The 14267-nt window shown below is 75.0% G+C and carries 15 protein-coding genes; 7 read left to right on the forward strand and 8 right to left on the reverse strand.

What is annotated here, in order from left to right; translation table 11 throughout:
• Window positions 1-74: 74 nt before the first annotated feature.
• Both ACFSJS_RS10795 and ACFSJS_RS10800 read right to left on the reverse strand, forming a co-directional pair.
• Window positions 75-740: a response regulator gene (locus ACFSJS_RS10795; protein ID WP_380899122.1), complete on the reverse strand. Its 666-nt coding sequence runs from the start codon at window positions 738-740 to the stop codon at window positions 75-77.
• Window positions 737-1975, reverse strand: coding sequence for a sensor histidine kinase (locus tag ACFSJS_RS10800; protein ID WP_380899123.1), 1239 nt, complete (start codon window positions 1973-1975; stop codon window positions 737-739). The genes ACFSJS_RS10795 and ACFSJS_RS10800 overlap by 4 nt, the downstream gene beginning before the upstream one ends.
• 168 nt (window positions 1976-2143) lie before the next feature.
• Here ACFSJS_RS10800 and ACFSJS_RS10805 point away from each other — a divergent pair, with 168 nt between their 5' ends.
• The gene (locus tag ACFSJS_RS10805; protein ID WP_380899124.1) at window positions 2144-2752 is read left to right on the forward strand and encodes a hypothetical protein; all 609 of its coding nucleotides are present in this window, start codon (window positions 2144-2146) and stop codon (window positions 2750-2752) included.
• A gap of 61 nt (window positions 2753-2813) precedes the next feature.
• On the opposite strand, the gene ACFSJS_RS10810 is transcribed toward ACFSJS_RS10805, so the two are convergent.
• Window positions 2814-3386 (reverse strand): cob(I)yrinic acid a,c-diamide adenosyltransferase, encoded by a 573-nt coding sequence (locus tag ACFSJS_RS10810; RefSeq protein WP_380899125.1) that lies wholly within the window; start codon window positions 3384-3386, stop codon window positions 2814-2816.
• Between the two features lie 41 nt (window positions 3387-3427).
• Between ACFSJS_RS10810 and ACFSJS_RS10815 the strand changes: the two genes are divergently transcribed.
• The 4 genes from ACFSJS_RS10815 (at window position 3428) to ACFSJS_RS10830 (ending at window position 7750) form a co-directional block, all read left to right on the forward strand.
• Window positions 3428-3571, forward strand: coding sequence for a hypothetical protein (locus ACFSJS_RS10815; protein WP_380899126.1), 144 nt, complete (start codon window positions 3428-3430; stop codon window positions 3569-3571).
• A gap of 94 nt (window positions 3572-3665) precedes the next feature.
• The gene (locus tag ACFSJS_RS10820; protein ID WP_380899127.1) at window positions 3666-4514 is read left to right on the forward strand and encodes a 3-hydroxyacyl-CoA dehydrogenase family protein; all 849 of its coding nucleotides are present in this window, start codon (window positions 3666-3668) and stop codon (window positions 4512-4514) included.
• A 151-nt stretch (window positions 4515-4665) separates the two neighbouring features.
• Window positions 4666-4992, forward strand: a complete 327-nt coding sequence (locus ACFSJS_RS10825) for an STAS domain-containing protein (protein WP_380899128.1) — start codon at window positions 4666-4668, stop codon at window positions 4990-4992.
• A 175-nt stretch (window positions 4993-5167) separates the two neighbouring features.
• A complete protein-coding gene (locus tag ACFSJS_RS10830) occupies window positions 5168-7750 on the forward strand; it encodes an ATP-binding protein (RefSeq protein WP_380899129.1) in 2583 nt (860 codons plus the stop codon).
• Window positions 7751-7849: 99 nt separating this feature from the next.
• Here the strand turns inward: ACFSJS_RS10830 and nucS are convergent, their stop codons facing one another.
• On the reverse strand, window positions 7850-8521 hold the full coding sequence (nucS, locus tag ACFSJS_RS10835; RefSeq protein ID WP_380899130.1) for an endonuclease NucS: 672 nt from the start codon (window positions 8519-8521) through the stop codon (window positions 7850-7852).
• A 230-nt stretch (window positions 8522-8751) separates the two neighbouring features.
• On the opposite strand from nucS, the gene ACFSJS_RS10840 reads away from it, so the two are divergent.
• Window positions 8752-9144, forward strand: coding sequence for an SCO5389 family protein (locus ACFSJS_RS10840; protein ID WP_380899131.1), 393 nt, complete (start codon window positions 8752-8754; stop codon window positions 9142-9144).
• Between the two features lie 30 nt (window positions 9145-9174).
• Here the strand turns inward: ACFSJS_RS10840 and ACFSJS_RS10845 are convergent, their stop codons facing one another.
• Entirely contained in the window at window positions 9175-10266 is a 1092-nt protein-coding gene (locus tag ACFSJS_RS10845) for an LLM class flavin-dependent oxidoreductase (RefSeq protein ID WP_380899132.1), read from the reverse strand.
• A gap of 274 nt (window positions 10267-10540) precedes the next feature.
• On the opposite strand from ACFSJS_RS10845, the gene ACFSJS_RS10850 reads away from it, so the two are divergent.
• Entirely contained in the window at window positions 10541-10867 is a 327-nt protein-coding gene (locus ACFSJS_RS10850) for an ATP/GTP-binding protein (RefSeq protein WP_380899133.1), read from the forward strand.
• 9 nt (window positions 10868-10876) lie between these two features.
• Here the strand turns inward: ACFSJS_RS10850 and ACFSJS_RS10855 are convergent, their stop codons facing one another.
• The 3 genes from ACFSJS_RS10855 to ACFSJS_RS10865 all read right to left on the reverse strand — a co-directional run bounded on the left by ACFSJS_RS10855 (window position 10877) and on the right by ACFSJS_RS10865 (window position 14206).
• Window positions 10877-11833 (reverse strand): ABC transporter permease, encoded by a 957-nt coding sequence (locus tag ACFSJS_RS10855; protein WP_380899134.1) that lies wholly within the window; start codon window positions 11831-11833, stop codon window positions 10877-10879.
• The gene (locus tag ACFSJS_RS10860; RefSeq protein ID WP_380899135.1) at window positions 11830-13038 is read right to left on the reverse strand and encodes an ABC transporter ATP-binding protein; all 1209 of its coding nucleotides are present in this window, start codon (window positions 13036-13038) and stop codon (window positions 11830-11832) included. Before ACFSJS_RS10860 ends, ACFSJS_RS10855 begins: the two co-directional genes overlap by 4 nt.
• 220 nt (window positions 13039-13258) lie before the next feature.
• Entirely contained in the window at window positions 13259-14206 is a 948-nt protein-coding gene (locus ACFSJS_RS10865) for a coiled-coil domain-containing protein (RefSeq protein WP_380899136.1), read from the reverse strand.
• Between the last annotated feature and the right edge of the window lie 61 nt (window positions 14207-14267).

The raw sequence follows: 14267 nt of genomic DNA on the forward strand, positions 1-14267 counted from the left end.
TGGCATGGGCGTGCAGTTGACGGGAGCGTAGAGAGGTCTGGACCACCGGTCAATAGGTCTGTACCAAAGTCGGGTCAGCCCCCGCAGACGCCCAACTCCTGGGCCAGCACCGCCGCCTGGACCCTGCTGCGCAGCTCCAGCTTCGCCAGCACCCGGCTGACGTGCGTCTTCACCGTGGCCTCCGCCATCGCCAGCCGTCCGGCGATCTCGGCGTTGGACAGTCCCGCGCCCAGGCACGCCAGCACCTCGCGTTCGCGCCGGGTGAGGGCGTCCAGCACCGAGGGGTCGGCGCCCCCCGGACCTCCCCGGCCGCCGCGGGAGGAGCGGCCGAACTCCCGGATCAGCCGCCGCGTCACCGCCGGGGCGATCACCCCCTCCCCGCGTGCCACCGTCCGCACCGCCTCCACCAGCTGCGCCGCCTCGCTGTCCTTGAGCAGGAAGCCGGCCGCGCCCGCGCGCAGCGCCCCGAAGACGTACGAGTCGAGGTCGAAGGTGGTCAGCACCAGGACGTCCGCCAGGCCCTCGGCCACCACCCGCTCGGTGGCCGACACCCCGTCCAGCCGCGGCATGCGCACGTCCATCAGCACCAGGTCCGGACGCAGCTCGCGGGCGAGCCGCACCGCCTCCTCGCCGTCGGCCGCCTCCGCGACGACCTCGATGTCCGCCGCGCCGCGGAGGATGAGGACGAGCCCCGCGCGTACGGCCGACTGGTCCTCGGCGACGAGCACCCGGATGGTCATCCCCTGGTCCTTCCCCTCGCTCCGCTCCGGTCCGCCCCGGTCCCCTCCGCCACGGGCAGCACCGCCCGCACCTCCCACACCGTCCGGCCGGCGCGCCCGGCGACCGGGCCCGCCGAGAAGGATCCTCCCAGCAGCTCCACCCGCTCCCGCATCCCGACCAGCCCGGCCCCCGAGCCCGGCGCGCGCGAGCCGGACCGCTCCTGGTGCGGGCTGGTGACGGTGACGGCCAGGGAGCCCTCCCCGGAGCCGTCCAGACGCACGGTCACCTCACCGGGAGCGGCGTGCTTGAGCGCGTTGGTCAGGGACTCCTGGACGATGCGGTAGGCCGCCAGCTCCACGGGCGCGGGCGGCGGCGGTCCGCCGGAGCGCTCGTCGCGCAGCGAGAAGGACAGGCCCCCGGCCGCGCCGTGCGCCCGGGCGTGCGCCAGCAGCGCGTCCAGGCCGTCCAGCGTCGGTGCGGCGGACGGCGGCTCCTCCTCGCCGCCGGTCTCCCGCAGCAACCCGATGAGGCGGCGCATTTCGGCCAGTCCCTGCACGCTGTTCTCGCGGATCACCGCCAGTGCCTCCCGGGACGCCTCCCGGTCGTCCAGCGACTGCGCCGCGGTGGCGTGGATGGCGATGGCGGAGAGGTGGTTGGCCACCACGTCGTGCAGCTCGCGCGCCATCCGGGCGCGCTCGGCCGTGACCGCCTGGACCCGGTCCATCTCCGCCAGCAGCGCGGTCTGCTCGGCCCGCAGCCGCTCGGCGAGGGCCTGGTCGCGGTGGTTGCGGACGACTGACCCGGTGAAGGCCGGCCCCACCGAGACCAGCGCGCCGACGACGCCGACGGTGAGCGCACCGGGCAGGCGCCAGGCGAAGAAGGCGGCGAGGGCGAGGGCCGTGGTGGCCAGGACGCTGGCCGGGGGCACCCGGCGGGCCACCCGCGGCGGGCCGTACAGCACCGCCGCGTAGACGACGTCGGTGAACATCAGCACCGTGGCCAGCAGGGAGCCCGTCACGGTGTCGGCGACGAGAGCCGCCGCCGCGGCCGGCAGCACCCAGGGCTGCGCGGTCCGCCGCAGCAGTTCGGCGCCGCACATCACCGCCAGCGGCACCAGGGAGGGGGCCTGCGGCACGCCACCGACCGGGAAGGAGGTGAACATGCCCAGACGCCACTGCACCAGTCCGCCGACGGCCCCGGCGACGGCGATCAGCACGTCGTCGCGGTGCGGGCGGGGCAGGGGGAGGAGGCTCACCCCGCCATCCAACACGGTCCGGCCCGCCGTCCGCCTCGCCGCCGCGGGCGGGCGGGGCCGCCGGGAGTACATCGAAGGATGCAGTCCGGGATCGTCGTGGCGGGCGACGACACCGGGCCGTGCGGCGGCGACGCTGGCGGGGAGAGTCGGGGAAGGGAGCCGTCCACCGTGGTCGTCACACTGATCATCGCCTGCGAGGTGGGCTTCTGGGTGCTGCTGGCCGCCGGGCTGGCCCTGCGCTACCTGGCGCGCCGGCCGCGGCTGGGCGCCGCCGTGCTGCTGTGCGAGCCGGTGCTGGAACTGGTGCTGCTGTGCGCCACCGCCGTCGACCTGCGGAACGGCGCCGAGGGCGACTGGACGCACGGCGTGGCGGCCGTCTACATCGGCTTCACCGTGGCCTACGGCCGCTCCATGGTCAAGTGGGCCGACGGGCACTTCGCCCACCGCTTCGCGGGCGGCCCGCCACCGGCGCGGCCTCCCCGCTACGGCAGGGCGCGGGCCGTCCACGAGTGGAAGACGTGCGGCCGCTCGGTGCTCGGCGCGGTGATCGCCGCGGCCCTGCTCCAGGGCGCGGTGTGGTACGTCGGGGACGCCGGGCGGAGCGAGTCGCTGGAGCAGTGGCAGGCGAAGATGGCCCTCGTCGCCGGCGTCAGTGTGGTCATCGCGCTCAGCTACACGATCTGGCCGAAGAAGGACCCCGGAGCACCCTCCCCGGAGGCCCGGGAGTCCTCCGGGGAGGAGAGCCGGGCGGCGGCCGGGACGAAGCCGGCGCCGTGAGGGGCCGCCGCCCCGCCCGGGGGAGGGGCGGCGGTACGGACCCCGCCGGCGCCGCGCGGCGTCAGCGGTTCTCGCCGGGGACCCACAGGACGTCCCCGACCTCCTTGTTGGCCGTCCTCGCCAGGATGAACAGCAGGTCCGACAGGCGGTTGAGGTAGGTGGCCGTCAGCCGGTTCATGGTCGCGCCGTGCTCCCCGAGGGCCGCCCACGTCGAGCGCTCGGCGCGGCGGACGACCGTGCACGCCTGGTGGAGCAGGGCCGCGCCGGGGGTGCCGCCGGGGAGGATGAAGCTGCGCAGCTTCTCCAGGCCGGCCAGGAAGCGGTCGCAGTCCGCCTCCAGCCTGTCGACGTAGCCCTGCTCCACCCGCAGCGGCGGGTGCTCGGGATCCTCGGCCACCGGGGTGGCCAGGTCCGCGCCGACGTCGAACAGGTCGTTCTGCACGCGGACCAGGACCGTGACGACCTCCTCGGGCAGGTCGCCCAGCGCGATGGCGACCCCGATCGCGGCGTTGGCCTCGTTGACGTCGGCGTAGGCAGAGATGCGGGAGTCGGTCTTGGCGGTCCGGCTCATGTCGCCCAGGGCGGTGGTGCCGTCGTCACCGGTGCGCGTGTAGATGCGTGTCAGGTTGACCATGGGCCGAGCCTAGCCACGCCGCGGCCCCGCGGAGGAGAGGTGTGCCCACCGTCACGGGGGCGGCCGCCCCGCCGGGGAGGGGCTGCGCGGGCGGGCGCGGCCGGGCCCCCGCCGGGCGGGCCGGCGCCCAACTGCGCGCGCCGGCCGACCGGATGACCCGCGCGGGTGTGATGTCCGCCATGTGAGACGTGACGCGCATCTCTTCCCGTCCCGCCGGGCCCCCGCGGGCGCTAGGGTCCGCCTGAGAGCCGTATCGTCAAGCCGCAGAGGGGATCTCACGTGGCCAGGAAGCTTGCCGTCATCGGAGCCGGACTCATGGGATCGGGCATCGCCCAGGTCTCCGCCCAGGCGGGGTGGGACGTGGTGCTGCGCGACCTCACCGACCAGGCCCTGACGCGCGGCACGGACGGCATCAAGGCCTCGTACGACAAGTTCGTCTCCAAGGGGAGGATGACGGCCGAGGAGGCCGAGGCCGCCCTGGGCCGCATCACCACGACCACCGACCTGGAGGCCGCCGCCGACGCGGACATCGTGGTCGAGGCCGTCTTCGAGCGGATCGACGTCAAGCAGGAGATCTTCCGCACGCTCGACGGCCTGGTGAAGGACGGGGCCGTCCTGGCCTCCAACACCTCCGCGATCCCGATCACCAAGATCGCGGCCGCGACGCAGCGCCCCGAGCGGGTCGTCGGCACGCACTTCTTCTCGCCCGTGCCGATGATGCGGCTGTGCGAGCTGGTGCGCGGCCACAAGACCAGCGACGAGACCCTCGCCGCGGCGCGGGAGTTCGCCGAGGGCGTGGGGAAGACCTGTATCGTCGTCAACCGTGACGTCGCCGGCTTCGTCACCACCCGGCTGATCTCGGCGCTGGTCGTCGAGGCGGCCAAGCTGTACGAGTCCGGCGTCGCGACCGCCGAGGACATCGACGTCGCCTGCAAGCTGGGCTTCGGGCACGCCATGGGCCCGCTGGCCACCGCGGACCTCACCGGTGTGGACATCCTGCTGCACGCCGCCGAGAACATCTACACCGAGTCGCAGGACGAGAAGTTCGCCCCGCCGGAGCTGATGCGGCGCATGGTGGACGCCGGCGACATCGGGCGCAAGAGCGGCCAGGGCTTCTACCGGTACTGAACCCGTACGGCATACAACAGGTCGCTCCTGCGGGTGAATTCGGTACCGGTTCGGGTACGTACGGCAACTTCGCTGCCCGAGCGGCAGTCAGTTGTGGTGAGACATAGAGACAAGAACAGTCACACACGGACCTCTCCCGGGGGGAGCGGATATGCACATCAGGGGCGACCACGCTGAACTGGTCGTCGGAGGTCGCCTCGACGTCCGCAGCGCGGCCGACGCCCGTTCTGCCCTGCACTCGGCGGTCGACTCCGGGGAGGGCGACCTCGTCCTGGTCCTGGCCGAGCTGGACTCGTGGGACGCGACCGGACTCGGTGTGATCATGGGGGCGCACCGGCGGGCCGGCCGGTGCGGCCGCCGTCTCGTCCTGCGGGACGTGCCGCCCCAGATGCAGCGGCTGCTGGTGGCGACCCGGCTGCACCGCATCCTCGCCATCGAGGGCGGGCTCACCGAGGGCGGATCCCTCAGCAAGCAGTGATCTTCGCTGCAGGGCCGCGCCCGGGCTTGCCGGGAGGCCAGGTGCAGGGTCTAGGGTTCGGATTCCCGCCGCCTACACTGCGCTGCGGACGGCCACCGGGGCACGAGCGACGGCGAGCGTACGGTCGGTCCGGGAGAGCCGAGCCACGAGTACGCCGCATCTGGGAGCACCCACCATGGACCCGAAGCACCGGGGATCCGAGGAACAGGACAGCGGGGGCATCACCCGCGCGATCCCGCTCATAGCGGGCGACCACCTGCTGACGGTCAACCCCGTCGACGGCAGCGAGGTCGAGCCCTGCCCGCCCGGGCGGCACCCCGGAGCCCCCCGGCGGCGTGCCCCGGAGTCCCGCGTCGAGCGCGAACGCGCCGCCGCGGCACCGATCCCCACGGGCGTGACCGCCCCCGACCTGCCGCTGCTGGAGCGCACGGCGGAGCGCGAGCGCCTGGTGAAGCTGCTCAGGCGCGGCCGTTCGGTCCGGCTCACCGGTCCGCGCGGCTCCGGGCGCAGCGCGCTGCTCGACGCCGTCGCCGCCGAGTGCGCCGGTCTCGCCCCCGACGGCGTCGTACGGCTCAGCGGCTGCCAGCGCACCCCCTCCGACCTGATGCAGGAGCTGTTCGCGGCCGTCTACGACGCACCCGGCCACCGCCCCGGCCAGACGGAGCTGGAGGAGGCACTGCGCGGCATCGGCGCGGTCGTCCTGCTGGACGACCTCGAGTTCGGCGGCCGGGGCCTGGACTCCCTGCTGGACGCCACGCCCGAGTGCGCCTTCCTGATCACGGCCGCGCCCGGCACCCCCGCACCGTCCGCCGACGCCCCCCTGGAGGAGGTCGAGCTCACCGGCATCGGCCGGTCCGCCTGCCGGGAGCTGATGGAGCACGTCGTGCGGCGCCCGCTGACCGAGGACGAGGCGCAGTGGGCGGCGGACCTGTGGTTCGAGTCCGAGGGCCTGCCGCTGCGCTTCGTCCAGGCCGGCGCCCTGCTGCGGCAGCGCACCGGCCCGGACGGGGGCGCGGAGGGCGCGGCCGCCGGGGCCGGGGAGCCGCCGACCCTCGCCGAGGGTGCGGCCCCCGCCGCCCTGCTGGCCGCCGGACTCTCCGCCACCGGCCGGGAGGTGCTGCGCTTCGCCGTCGCGCTCGGCGGCGTGCTGCCGCACCCGGCGCACCTGCCCGCCCTGTTGGACGACGCCCGCGCCGACACCTGCCTGGGTGAACTCCTGGGCTGCGGACTGGTCACCGCCGCCGGGACGCACCACCGGCTCGCCCCCGGAGTGACCGAGCAACTGGCCGAGGCCGGGTACGACGAGGGCGCCGGCGACCGTGCCCGCACCGCCGCCCGGCACTACGCCTGGTGGACCGGCCACCCCTCGGTCACCCCCGAGCGGGTGGCGCAGGAGGCCGAGGCGGTGATCGCGGCGGTCCAGGGCGCCCGGCGCGGCGGCCACGCCAGCGCCGCGGTGCTGCTGGCCCGCACGGCCGCGCCCATGCTCGCCGCGTCGCTGTACTGGAGCGCCTGGGAGCGGGTGCTGCGCGGCGGCCAGGAGGCGGCCCGCACAGCCGGGGAGGTCGCCGAGGAGGCCTACTTCCACCACGACCTGGGCGTGCTGGCCCTGTGCACCGGCAACCTCGACCGGGCCCGCGCCGAACTGGAGGCCTCCATCGGGCTGCGCGGCGTGCTCGCCGACCGCCGGGGCACGGTCGCCGGACGGCGCGCCCTGGCCCTGGTCGAGGACCGCGCGACCGCGTCGCCGGGTGGCGCCGCCCCCGCCGGGCGGGCCGAGGCGGACGGCGGCGCCCCGGGCGGGCCGTCCCCGTTCCCCGCCGTGCCGCCGGCCTCCCCCTCGGCGCCCACCGAGCCCCTGCCGCCGGTCCCGCCCGGACCGCGCACCGCCGGCACCGGCGACACGCAGGTGCTCGACAAGCTGTCGCCCGCGCCGGCCGTGCCGCCGCCGACCGTGGGCAGCGCGTACGAGGAGGAGCCGCCCGGCGGCGAGGCGCCGACCCGGCCCACGCCCTTCGTCCGGTCCCCGGGCGGCTGGGACGGCACGGGCGGACCGGACGGCGCGGACAGTGCGGGCGGCGGCGGACGCGTCCGCCGCCTCGCCCTCCCGGTCCTGCGGCGCAACGTCCTCGCGGCCGGCGGAGGAGCGCTGCTGGCGGCCCTGGTCGGCACGGTGGTCGCGCTCGGCATGGCCTCGGGCGGCGAGGACCCCGCGGGCGGCGTCAACCCCTCGGTCACCTCCCGCGAGGACGACGGCATCACCGTCGACCGGCCCGCGCCGAGCGACGGTGCGGAGGAGGAGCGGCAAAGGCCCGGACGGAGCGGCGCCCCGGCGCAGCAGGGGCCGGGAACGCCGTCGGCCGGCGGGACGCGGTCGGCGGCCCCGGGGGCGTCCGGCACTCCCGGCGGAACGCAGGACGCGCCCGTGGGCCGGACACCGGACGGCGGCCCGCAGGAGACCGAGGGCGAGGCACCGTCCCGGCCGGACAGCCCGGCTGACACGGAGAGGCCGCCGCAGGACCCGACGGGCCCCGCCGATGAACCGGAGAGCCCGCCGGTCACCGAGCCGACGGACCCTCCGCAGGAGCCGACGCAGCCCACGGACCCGGAGCCGTCGGGCGGCGGGGAGTCGCCGACCGGCGGCGACGAGGGCACCGTGACCGGCAGCGCCACGCCCGGCGGCAGCCGTTCGCTGGCGGGGAGCGGCGCGGCCGCCGAGCCGCCGCGGGAGTCCGCGGGGAGCACGTCCGCCGTCTGACGGCCCGTCCGCCGACCGCGGCCGGGGCCCCGCGCCGATTCGCGCGGGGCCCCGGCCGCGTCGTCGTGCCGGGAGCGGCCCGGGGCTTCCGGGCGGGGGTCAGAACAGCCGCAGCTTGTCGTCCTCGATGCCGCGCAGCGCGTCGTAGTCCAGGACGACGCAGTCGATGCCGCGGTCCGCCGCCAGCACGCGCGCCTGCGGCTTGATCTCCTGGGCCGCGAACACGCCCCTGACCGGCGCCAGACGGGGATCGCGGTTGAGGAGCTCCAGGTAGCGGGTGAGCTGCTCCACGCCGTCGATCTCGCCGCGCCGCTTGATCTCGACCGCGACCGTGGTGCCCTCCGCGTCCCGGCCGAGGATGTCCACCGGCCCGATGGCCGTGGGGTACTCACGCCGTATCAGCGTCCACCCCTCGCCCAGGGTCTCCATTCGGTCAGCAAGCAGCTCCTGGAGGTGGGCCTCCACGCCGTCCTTGATCAGCCCGGGGTCGACGCCGAGTTCGTGCGAGGAGTCGTGCAGGATCTCCTCCATCGTGATGATGAGCTTCTCGCCCGATTTGTTGACCACCGTCCACACGGTGATCCCGTCCTCTTCGCCCTCTTTGAGGGTGCACGGCGGAGACATCCAGTTGAGGGGCTTGTATGCCCGGTCGTCCGCGTGGACCGAGACCGAACCGTCGGCCTTCACCAGGATCAGGCGGGGGGCCGACGGGAGATGGGCGGTGAGCCTGCCGGCGTAGTCCACGGAGCAGCGGGCGATGACGAGACGCATGGTCGGTCACGCTACTGGACACCGGACCGCCGACGCGATTCGCCCCTGCTTCTCCCTGTTCGAGGGCCGTTCGAGCGTGGCTGGTTGTGTGCCCACAAACCTGGTGCAGGCGTACGCACGGGCATAACGTTGCAGCCCGGGCGTCGCCGTACGGGATCACCCGGTTACACGGCGGTGCCCTGCCCCCGTTCACGAGACCCCGGTGCCCCGGGGTCGCGAGAGGAGAACCCATGTCGCTCGACGTCCCACCGGCCCTCCTGGAGCAGGCCGAGCGAGGCGAGGTCGACGAGGCCGCCTTCGTCGACTGCGTGCGCACCTCCCTGCCCTACGCCTGGGACATGATCAGCTCGCTGGCGGTCAGGCTCAAGGTGGACGGCGGGGACTTCGCCGACAACCAGACGCCGCCGCCGGACGAGCAGGCCCGCGGCCAGCTGCTGCGCGCGCTGGCCAGCGACGCGATACGCGGCGCGCTGGAGCGGCACTTCGGCGTGAGACTGGCGTTCCAGAACTGCCACCGCGTGGCGGTGTTCCAGCCGGACCCCTCGGCGGACGACAGACTCGCCAGATTCACCTCCGTCCGCGGCCAGCTCCTCAACCAGTCGCCGGAGCTGCGCGACTGCTGAACCCGGACCCGGCACGGCCGGCAGGCCGGGTCACAGCGCCGTGCCCGCCGCCGTCCCCGTGCCGGCCGGCGCCGGTCGGTGCGCTGCCGCTGCTCGGGGGAGGAGCGGCAGTACCTCGCCGCCCAGCCGGTGGACGTTCAGCTCGGTGCCGGTCAGGTCGCCCGAGCCCTCCACCAGGAGGGCGAAGCGGTCGATCCCGGTCCGCTCCGTGGTGGCCGCGAGCCGGTCCGCGCACAGCCGGGGCGGACCCACCGGGTGCAGCCCGCACAGCAGCTCGGTGTAGGCGAGCGGGTCGCGCATCCTGCGCGCCCTGCCGTCGACGGTGGTGTGGGCCTCCAGCCCGTGCCGCAGCCACCCCGGCATCGCCTTGGCGAGGGTCTCCACGGCCTCGGCGCGCGTGTCGGCCACCTGCACCACCCCGGCGGAGACGTGGCCGGCCGACGCGACCGCCTCCGGGGCCAGACCGGCGGCCTGTGCCTCGCGCCGCCACAGGGCGACCATCTCCGCCTTCTCCTCGTCCCCGCAGTGCATGCCCAGCAGCATCGGAAGCCCCCGCGCCGCGGCCAGCCGCACGGAGGCGGCGGAGGTGCAGGCGACCAGCACCGGCGGCACGGGACGGCCGGCGATCGCCTGGTCCGGGCGCGGCACGACGGGGACCTCGCGGAACCGGTAGCGGGTGCCGTCCGCGCCGACCTCCGGCTCCCGCAGCCAGCGCAGCAGCAGGTCCAGCGACTCGGGGAAGTCCCGCTCGTACGCCTCGATCCCCGCGCCGAAGACCTCCAGGTCGACCCAGGGCCCCCCGCGCCCGACGCCGAGGGTGAAGCGGCCTCCGGAGACCAGGTGCAGCAGCGCCGTCTGCTCCCCGAGGGCGACCGGGTGCGCGGTCGGCAGCACGCTCACGGCCGTGCCCACCGCGATGCGCCGGGTGCGCCCCAGCACCACCGCGGCCAGGGTGACGGCCGACGGGCAGACGCCGTAGGGCACGAAGTGGTGCTCGGCCAGCCACACGGAGTCCAGCCCGGCCCGCTCGGCGGCCTCGGCCGAGCGCAGCGCGCGGTGCAGCACCTCCCCGTGCCCCTGCCCGGGGAACTGGGCCGCCAGAACGAAAGCCCCTACTCGCATCGCCACTGCCTCCTCGCCGGAACCGGACCGAACCGCCCTCGACACCGCCTCCCGCGACGGGCTCCCCCGGGTGGTCCCCTCGGTGGCAACAACGCCCCACCCGTGCCGAAGGCACGGGTGGGGGGAAACTTTCGCGGAATCTGTCAAGGAGGCACGGCGGCCCGAACGGGGGACGCCGGTCCCTGGGCCGCCTTGCGCGTGCGTAGGCTGGACGGAGCAGTCCGCCGGCCGGGGGCCACCGCCCCGAGCCCCGAAAGACCCGCGAGGTGCCCCTTTGTCCCCGCGTCGAAACCGCCCGCGCGGCGGCGGCAGGCCCACCCGTCGCGACGGCGGCCCGGCGGAGGCCCGCCACGGCCTGGAGCACACCGAGGACTGGCGCGGGGAGGAGTGGGTCGTCCGGCAGATCACCGGGCAGGCCGCGGCCAAGCACTACCGCTGCCCGGGCTGCGACCAGGAGATCCCGCCCGGCACGCCCCATGTGGTGGCCTGGCCGCGCGACGGCCGGGTGGAGGACCGCAGGCACTGGCACCGGGCGTGCTGGAACGCCAGGGACCGCCGGAGCGCACGGCTCCAGCGGTCCCGCAACGCGCCGAGGTACTGATCGGGGCCGTCAGACGTCCCGGGTGGTGAAGCGGGCGTACGCGCCGATCAGCGCGGCCAGGGTGACGGCCGCCAGCAGGCCGAGCAGCGACCAGCCGTCGCTGCCGCCGTCCCAGGAACTGCGGAACAGCGACAGCAGCCCGTTGAGCACCGAGTACTCGCGCAGCTTCTCACCGATCGCCTCCGCTCCGCTGCCGAAGCCGAGCAGGAACAGCGAGACGATGAAGGGCAGCAGCACCACCCCGAGCATGGTGGTGATCGCGCCCGGCGTGCTCCGCAGGAGCGTGCCGACGGCCATCGACAGCAGCCCCAGCAGCGCCACGAACAGCGCGGCACCGACCGTGGCGCCCAGCCACTCCCCGGCGGAGGCGACGGTCTCGCCGGCGGCGAGGGTCTCCTCGTTGAGCATCTCGGGGTCGATGTGGACCGGGATCGGCTTGCCGCCGACGAACACCGCGTTGAACAGGGCGGTCAGCGTGCAGGCCGCCAGCGTGGTGGTGAAGGAGAGCAGGAAGAAGACGAGGGCCTTGGCGGTGAGCACCCGGGCCCGCTGCGGACAGGCGGTGAGGGTGGTGCGGATCATGCCCGTGCTGTACTCGGAGGTGATCACCAGCACGCCCAGGGCGATCACGCACAACTGCCCGAAGAGCAGCCCGATGGTGCCGCCCCCGAGGACGGGCACCATCGCCTCGTCCACACTGCCCAGGGCGAGCGCGACCGCGAAGCCGATGCCGACGACCAGGACGAACATGACGGCCAGCGTCCACACCGTCGACCGCACGGTGCGGATCTTGGTCCACTCCGAGGCGATGGCGTGCCCGAGGTGGGTGTTCCGCACGGGGACGGGGGAGACGTAGCCGGGGCCCCCGGCCGGCTGCGCGGCCGGTGCCGGAGCCTGCGCGAAGGCGCCCTGGGGCGGCGCCGGCGGTACGGGGGGCGCGGCCGGGTGCTGCTGCGGGGTGGTCATCGGGCGTCCTCGCTGTCGCGCTGGGTCGGGTCGGCGGGGGAGGGGGCTGCGGCGTCCCCCGGCGCGGCGGGGGGTGCGGAGGGCTGCTGCGGCGGCACCGCGTACGGGTTCGCCTGCCCGGGGACCACCGGCCGCCCCGGCCCCGGGGCGTACCCCGGCTGCGGCGCGCCCTGCGGCGGCGCCCAGGTGCCGGGGGCGCCGGGGACTCCGGGGGCGCCGGGAAGCGCGCCCTGCGGCGGCACCGCGTACCCGGCGGGCGCTCCGGCCGGGAACCCGGAGCGCGGGTCCTCGGTGGAGCGGTAGTCCACCGCGCCCTGCGTCAGGCGCATGTACGCCTCCTCCAGGGAGGCCGAGTGGGGCGAGAGCTCCCACAGCCGCACGCCCGCCTCGTGCGCCAGGTCGCTGATGCGCGGCAGCGGCAGCCCGGCCACCCGCAGCGCGCCGTCCGGCTCCGGCCGGACGGCGCCGCCCGCCCCGGTGAGGACGGCGGTCAGCTTCTCGCGCTGTCCGGGCTCGGTGTCGGGCGTGCGGACCAGGGCGAAGTCCGCGGAGTTGTGCGCGATGAAGTCCTTCACGGACATGTCCGCCATCAACTGGCCGCGTCCGATGACGATCAGGTGGTCGGCCGTCAGGGCCATCTCGCTCATCAGGTGGCTGGAGACGAAGACGGTGCGCCCCTCGGAGGCCAGCCTCCGCATCAGGTTGCGGATCCAGAGGATGCCCTCCGGGTCCAGGCCGTTGACCGGTTCGTCGAACAGCAGCACCTGGGGATCGCCCAGCAGCGCCGCGGCGATGCCCAGCCGCTGGCCCATGCCGAGCGAGAAGCCCTGGGAGCGCTTCCTCGCCACGTCCTGCAGCCCGACGACCCCCAGCACCTCGTGCACGCGCCGGGCGGGGATACCGGAGAGCTGGGCCAGGCAGAGCAGGTGGTGGTACGCGCTGCGCCCGCCGTGGATCGCCTTGGCGTCCAGCAGGGCCCCCACCTGGCGCGGGGCGTTGTCCAGCCGGCGGTAGGGGAGGCCGTTGACGGTGACGATCCCCTCGGTGGGGGAGTCGAGGCCCAGGATCATCCGCATGGTGGTGGACTTGCCCGAACCGTTCGGCCCGAGGAAACCGGTGACCATGCCCGGTTTCACCTGGAAGGTGAGGTTGTACACGGCCGTCTTGGCGCCGTAGCGCTTCGTCAGGCCGAACGCTTCGATCATGGCTTCCGCCCCTGCTCGCCTCGTGCGGTCGGGGCGTGCCGCCCCCGATGGAACCAGGAGCGTACCGAGGGGGACGAGGCGCCCCGCAACCGCGGAGGGCGGCGGGAGGGCGCGGAGCGGTCGGGAGACGACGGGGCCCCGCCCCACCTCGCAGGTGGCACGGGGCTCCGTCGTTTCCCGCGTCCCGCCGGTGCCGTGGCCCGGCGCCGCGGTGTGCGCGTCAGCGCGACTGCTGGGCGGGGACGCCGCGGCCCAGCGACTCGTCACCGCTCTCCGAGGCGGTCTGCCCGCTCGCCGCGACGGCCGCGCCGGTGAGGGTGGCCAGCATCTCGCGGACGTTGGTGAGCTGGGCGTTGATGCTGTCGCGGCGGTTGGTGAGCGCCGCCAGCTCGCGCTCGGACTCGCTGCGGATGCGGTCGGCCTTGGCGTTGGCGTCGGCCACGATGTCCTCGGCCTGGCGCTGGGCGGTCTCCACCGTCTGGCGGGCGCGGCGCTCGGCGTCGGTACGCAGCTTCTCGGCCTCCAGGCGGAGCTGCTCGGCGCGGTGCTCGATCTCCGCCAGCCGCTTCTCGGCCTTGGCCTGGCGGGAGGCCAGGTCGCGCTCGGACTGCTCGCGGCGCTTGGCCAGGTTGGTCTCGAAGTCGGCGGCGGCCTGCGCGGCCTTGGCCCGGGTGTCCTCGAAGAGGGCGTCGGCCTCCTCGCGCTTGGCCTGGGCGTCCTTCTGCGCCTCGGCGCGCAGCGTGGCGGCCTCGCCCTTGGCCTTCTCGACGATCCGGACGCCTTCCTCCTCCGCCTTGGTCTTGCGGTCGGCGGCGTACGCCTCGGCGTCGTTGCGCACCTGCTGGGCGGCAGACTCGGCCAGTTCCCGGTGCTGCTCGGCGGCCCGGCGGGCCTCCTCGCGCAGGTCCTTGGCCTCCTCCTCGGCGAGCCGGAGGATCTTCTCGACCCGGGCGCCCAGACCGGCGTACGACGGCTCGGAGTCGTTGATCTGCGCCTGGGCGTTCTGCGTCTCGAGGTGCAGCTCCTCGATCCGCTTCTCCAGCGATGCGATCCGGGCCAGCGCGTTGTCACGGTCGGCGACGAGCTTCGCGATGCGGTCGTCCACCTGCCCGCGGTCGTAACCACGCCGCACGAGCTCGAAGCCGAAGGGAGAGGTGTTGTCGCTCATGGGGTTCCTGTCGGTCAGACGGGGTCGGACGGGAGAGTGATAGAGGGAATCCTAGGGGGGA

The sequence above is a fragment of the Streptomyces desertarenae genome, from assembly GCF_042681365.1.
Taxonomy (GTDB): domain Bacteria; phylum Actinomycetota; class Actinomycetes; order Streptomycetales; family Streptomycetaceae; genus Streptomyces; species Streptomyces desertarenae.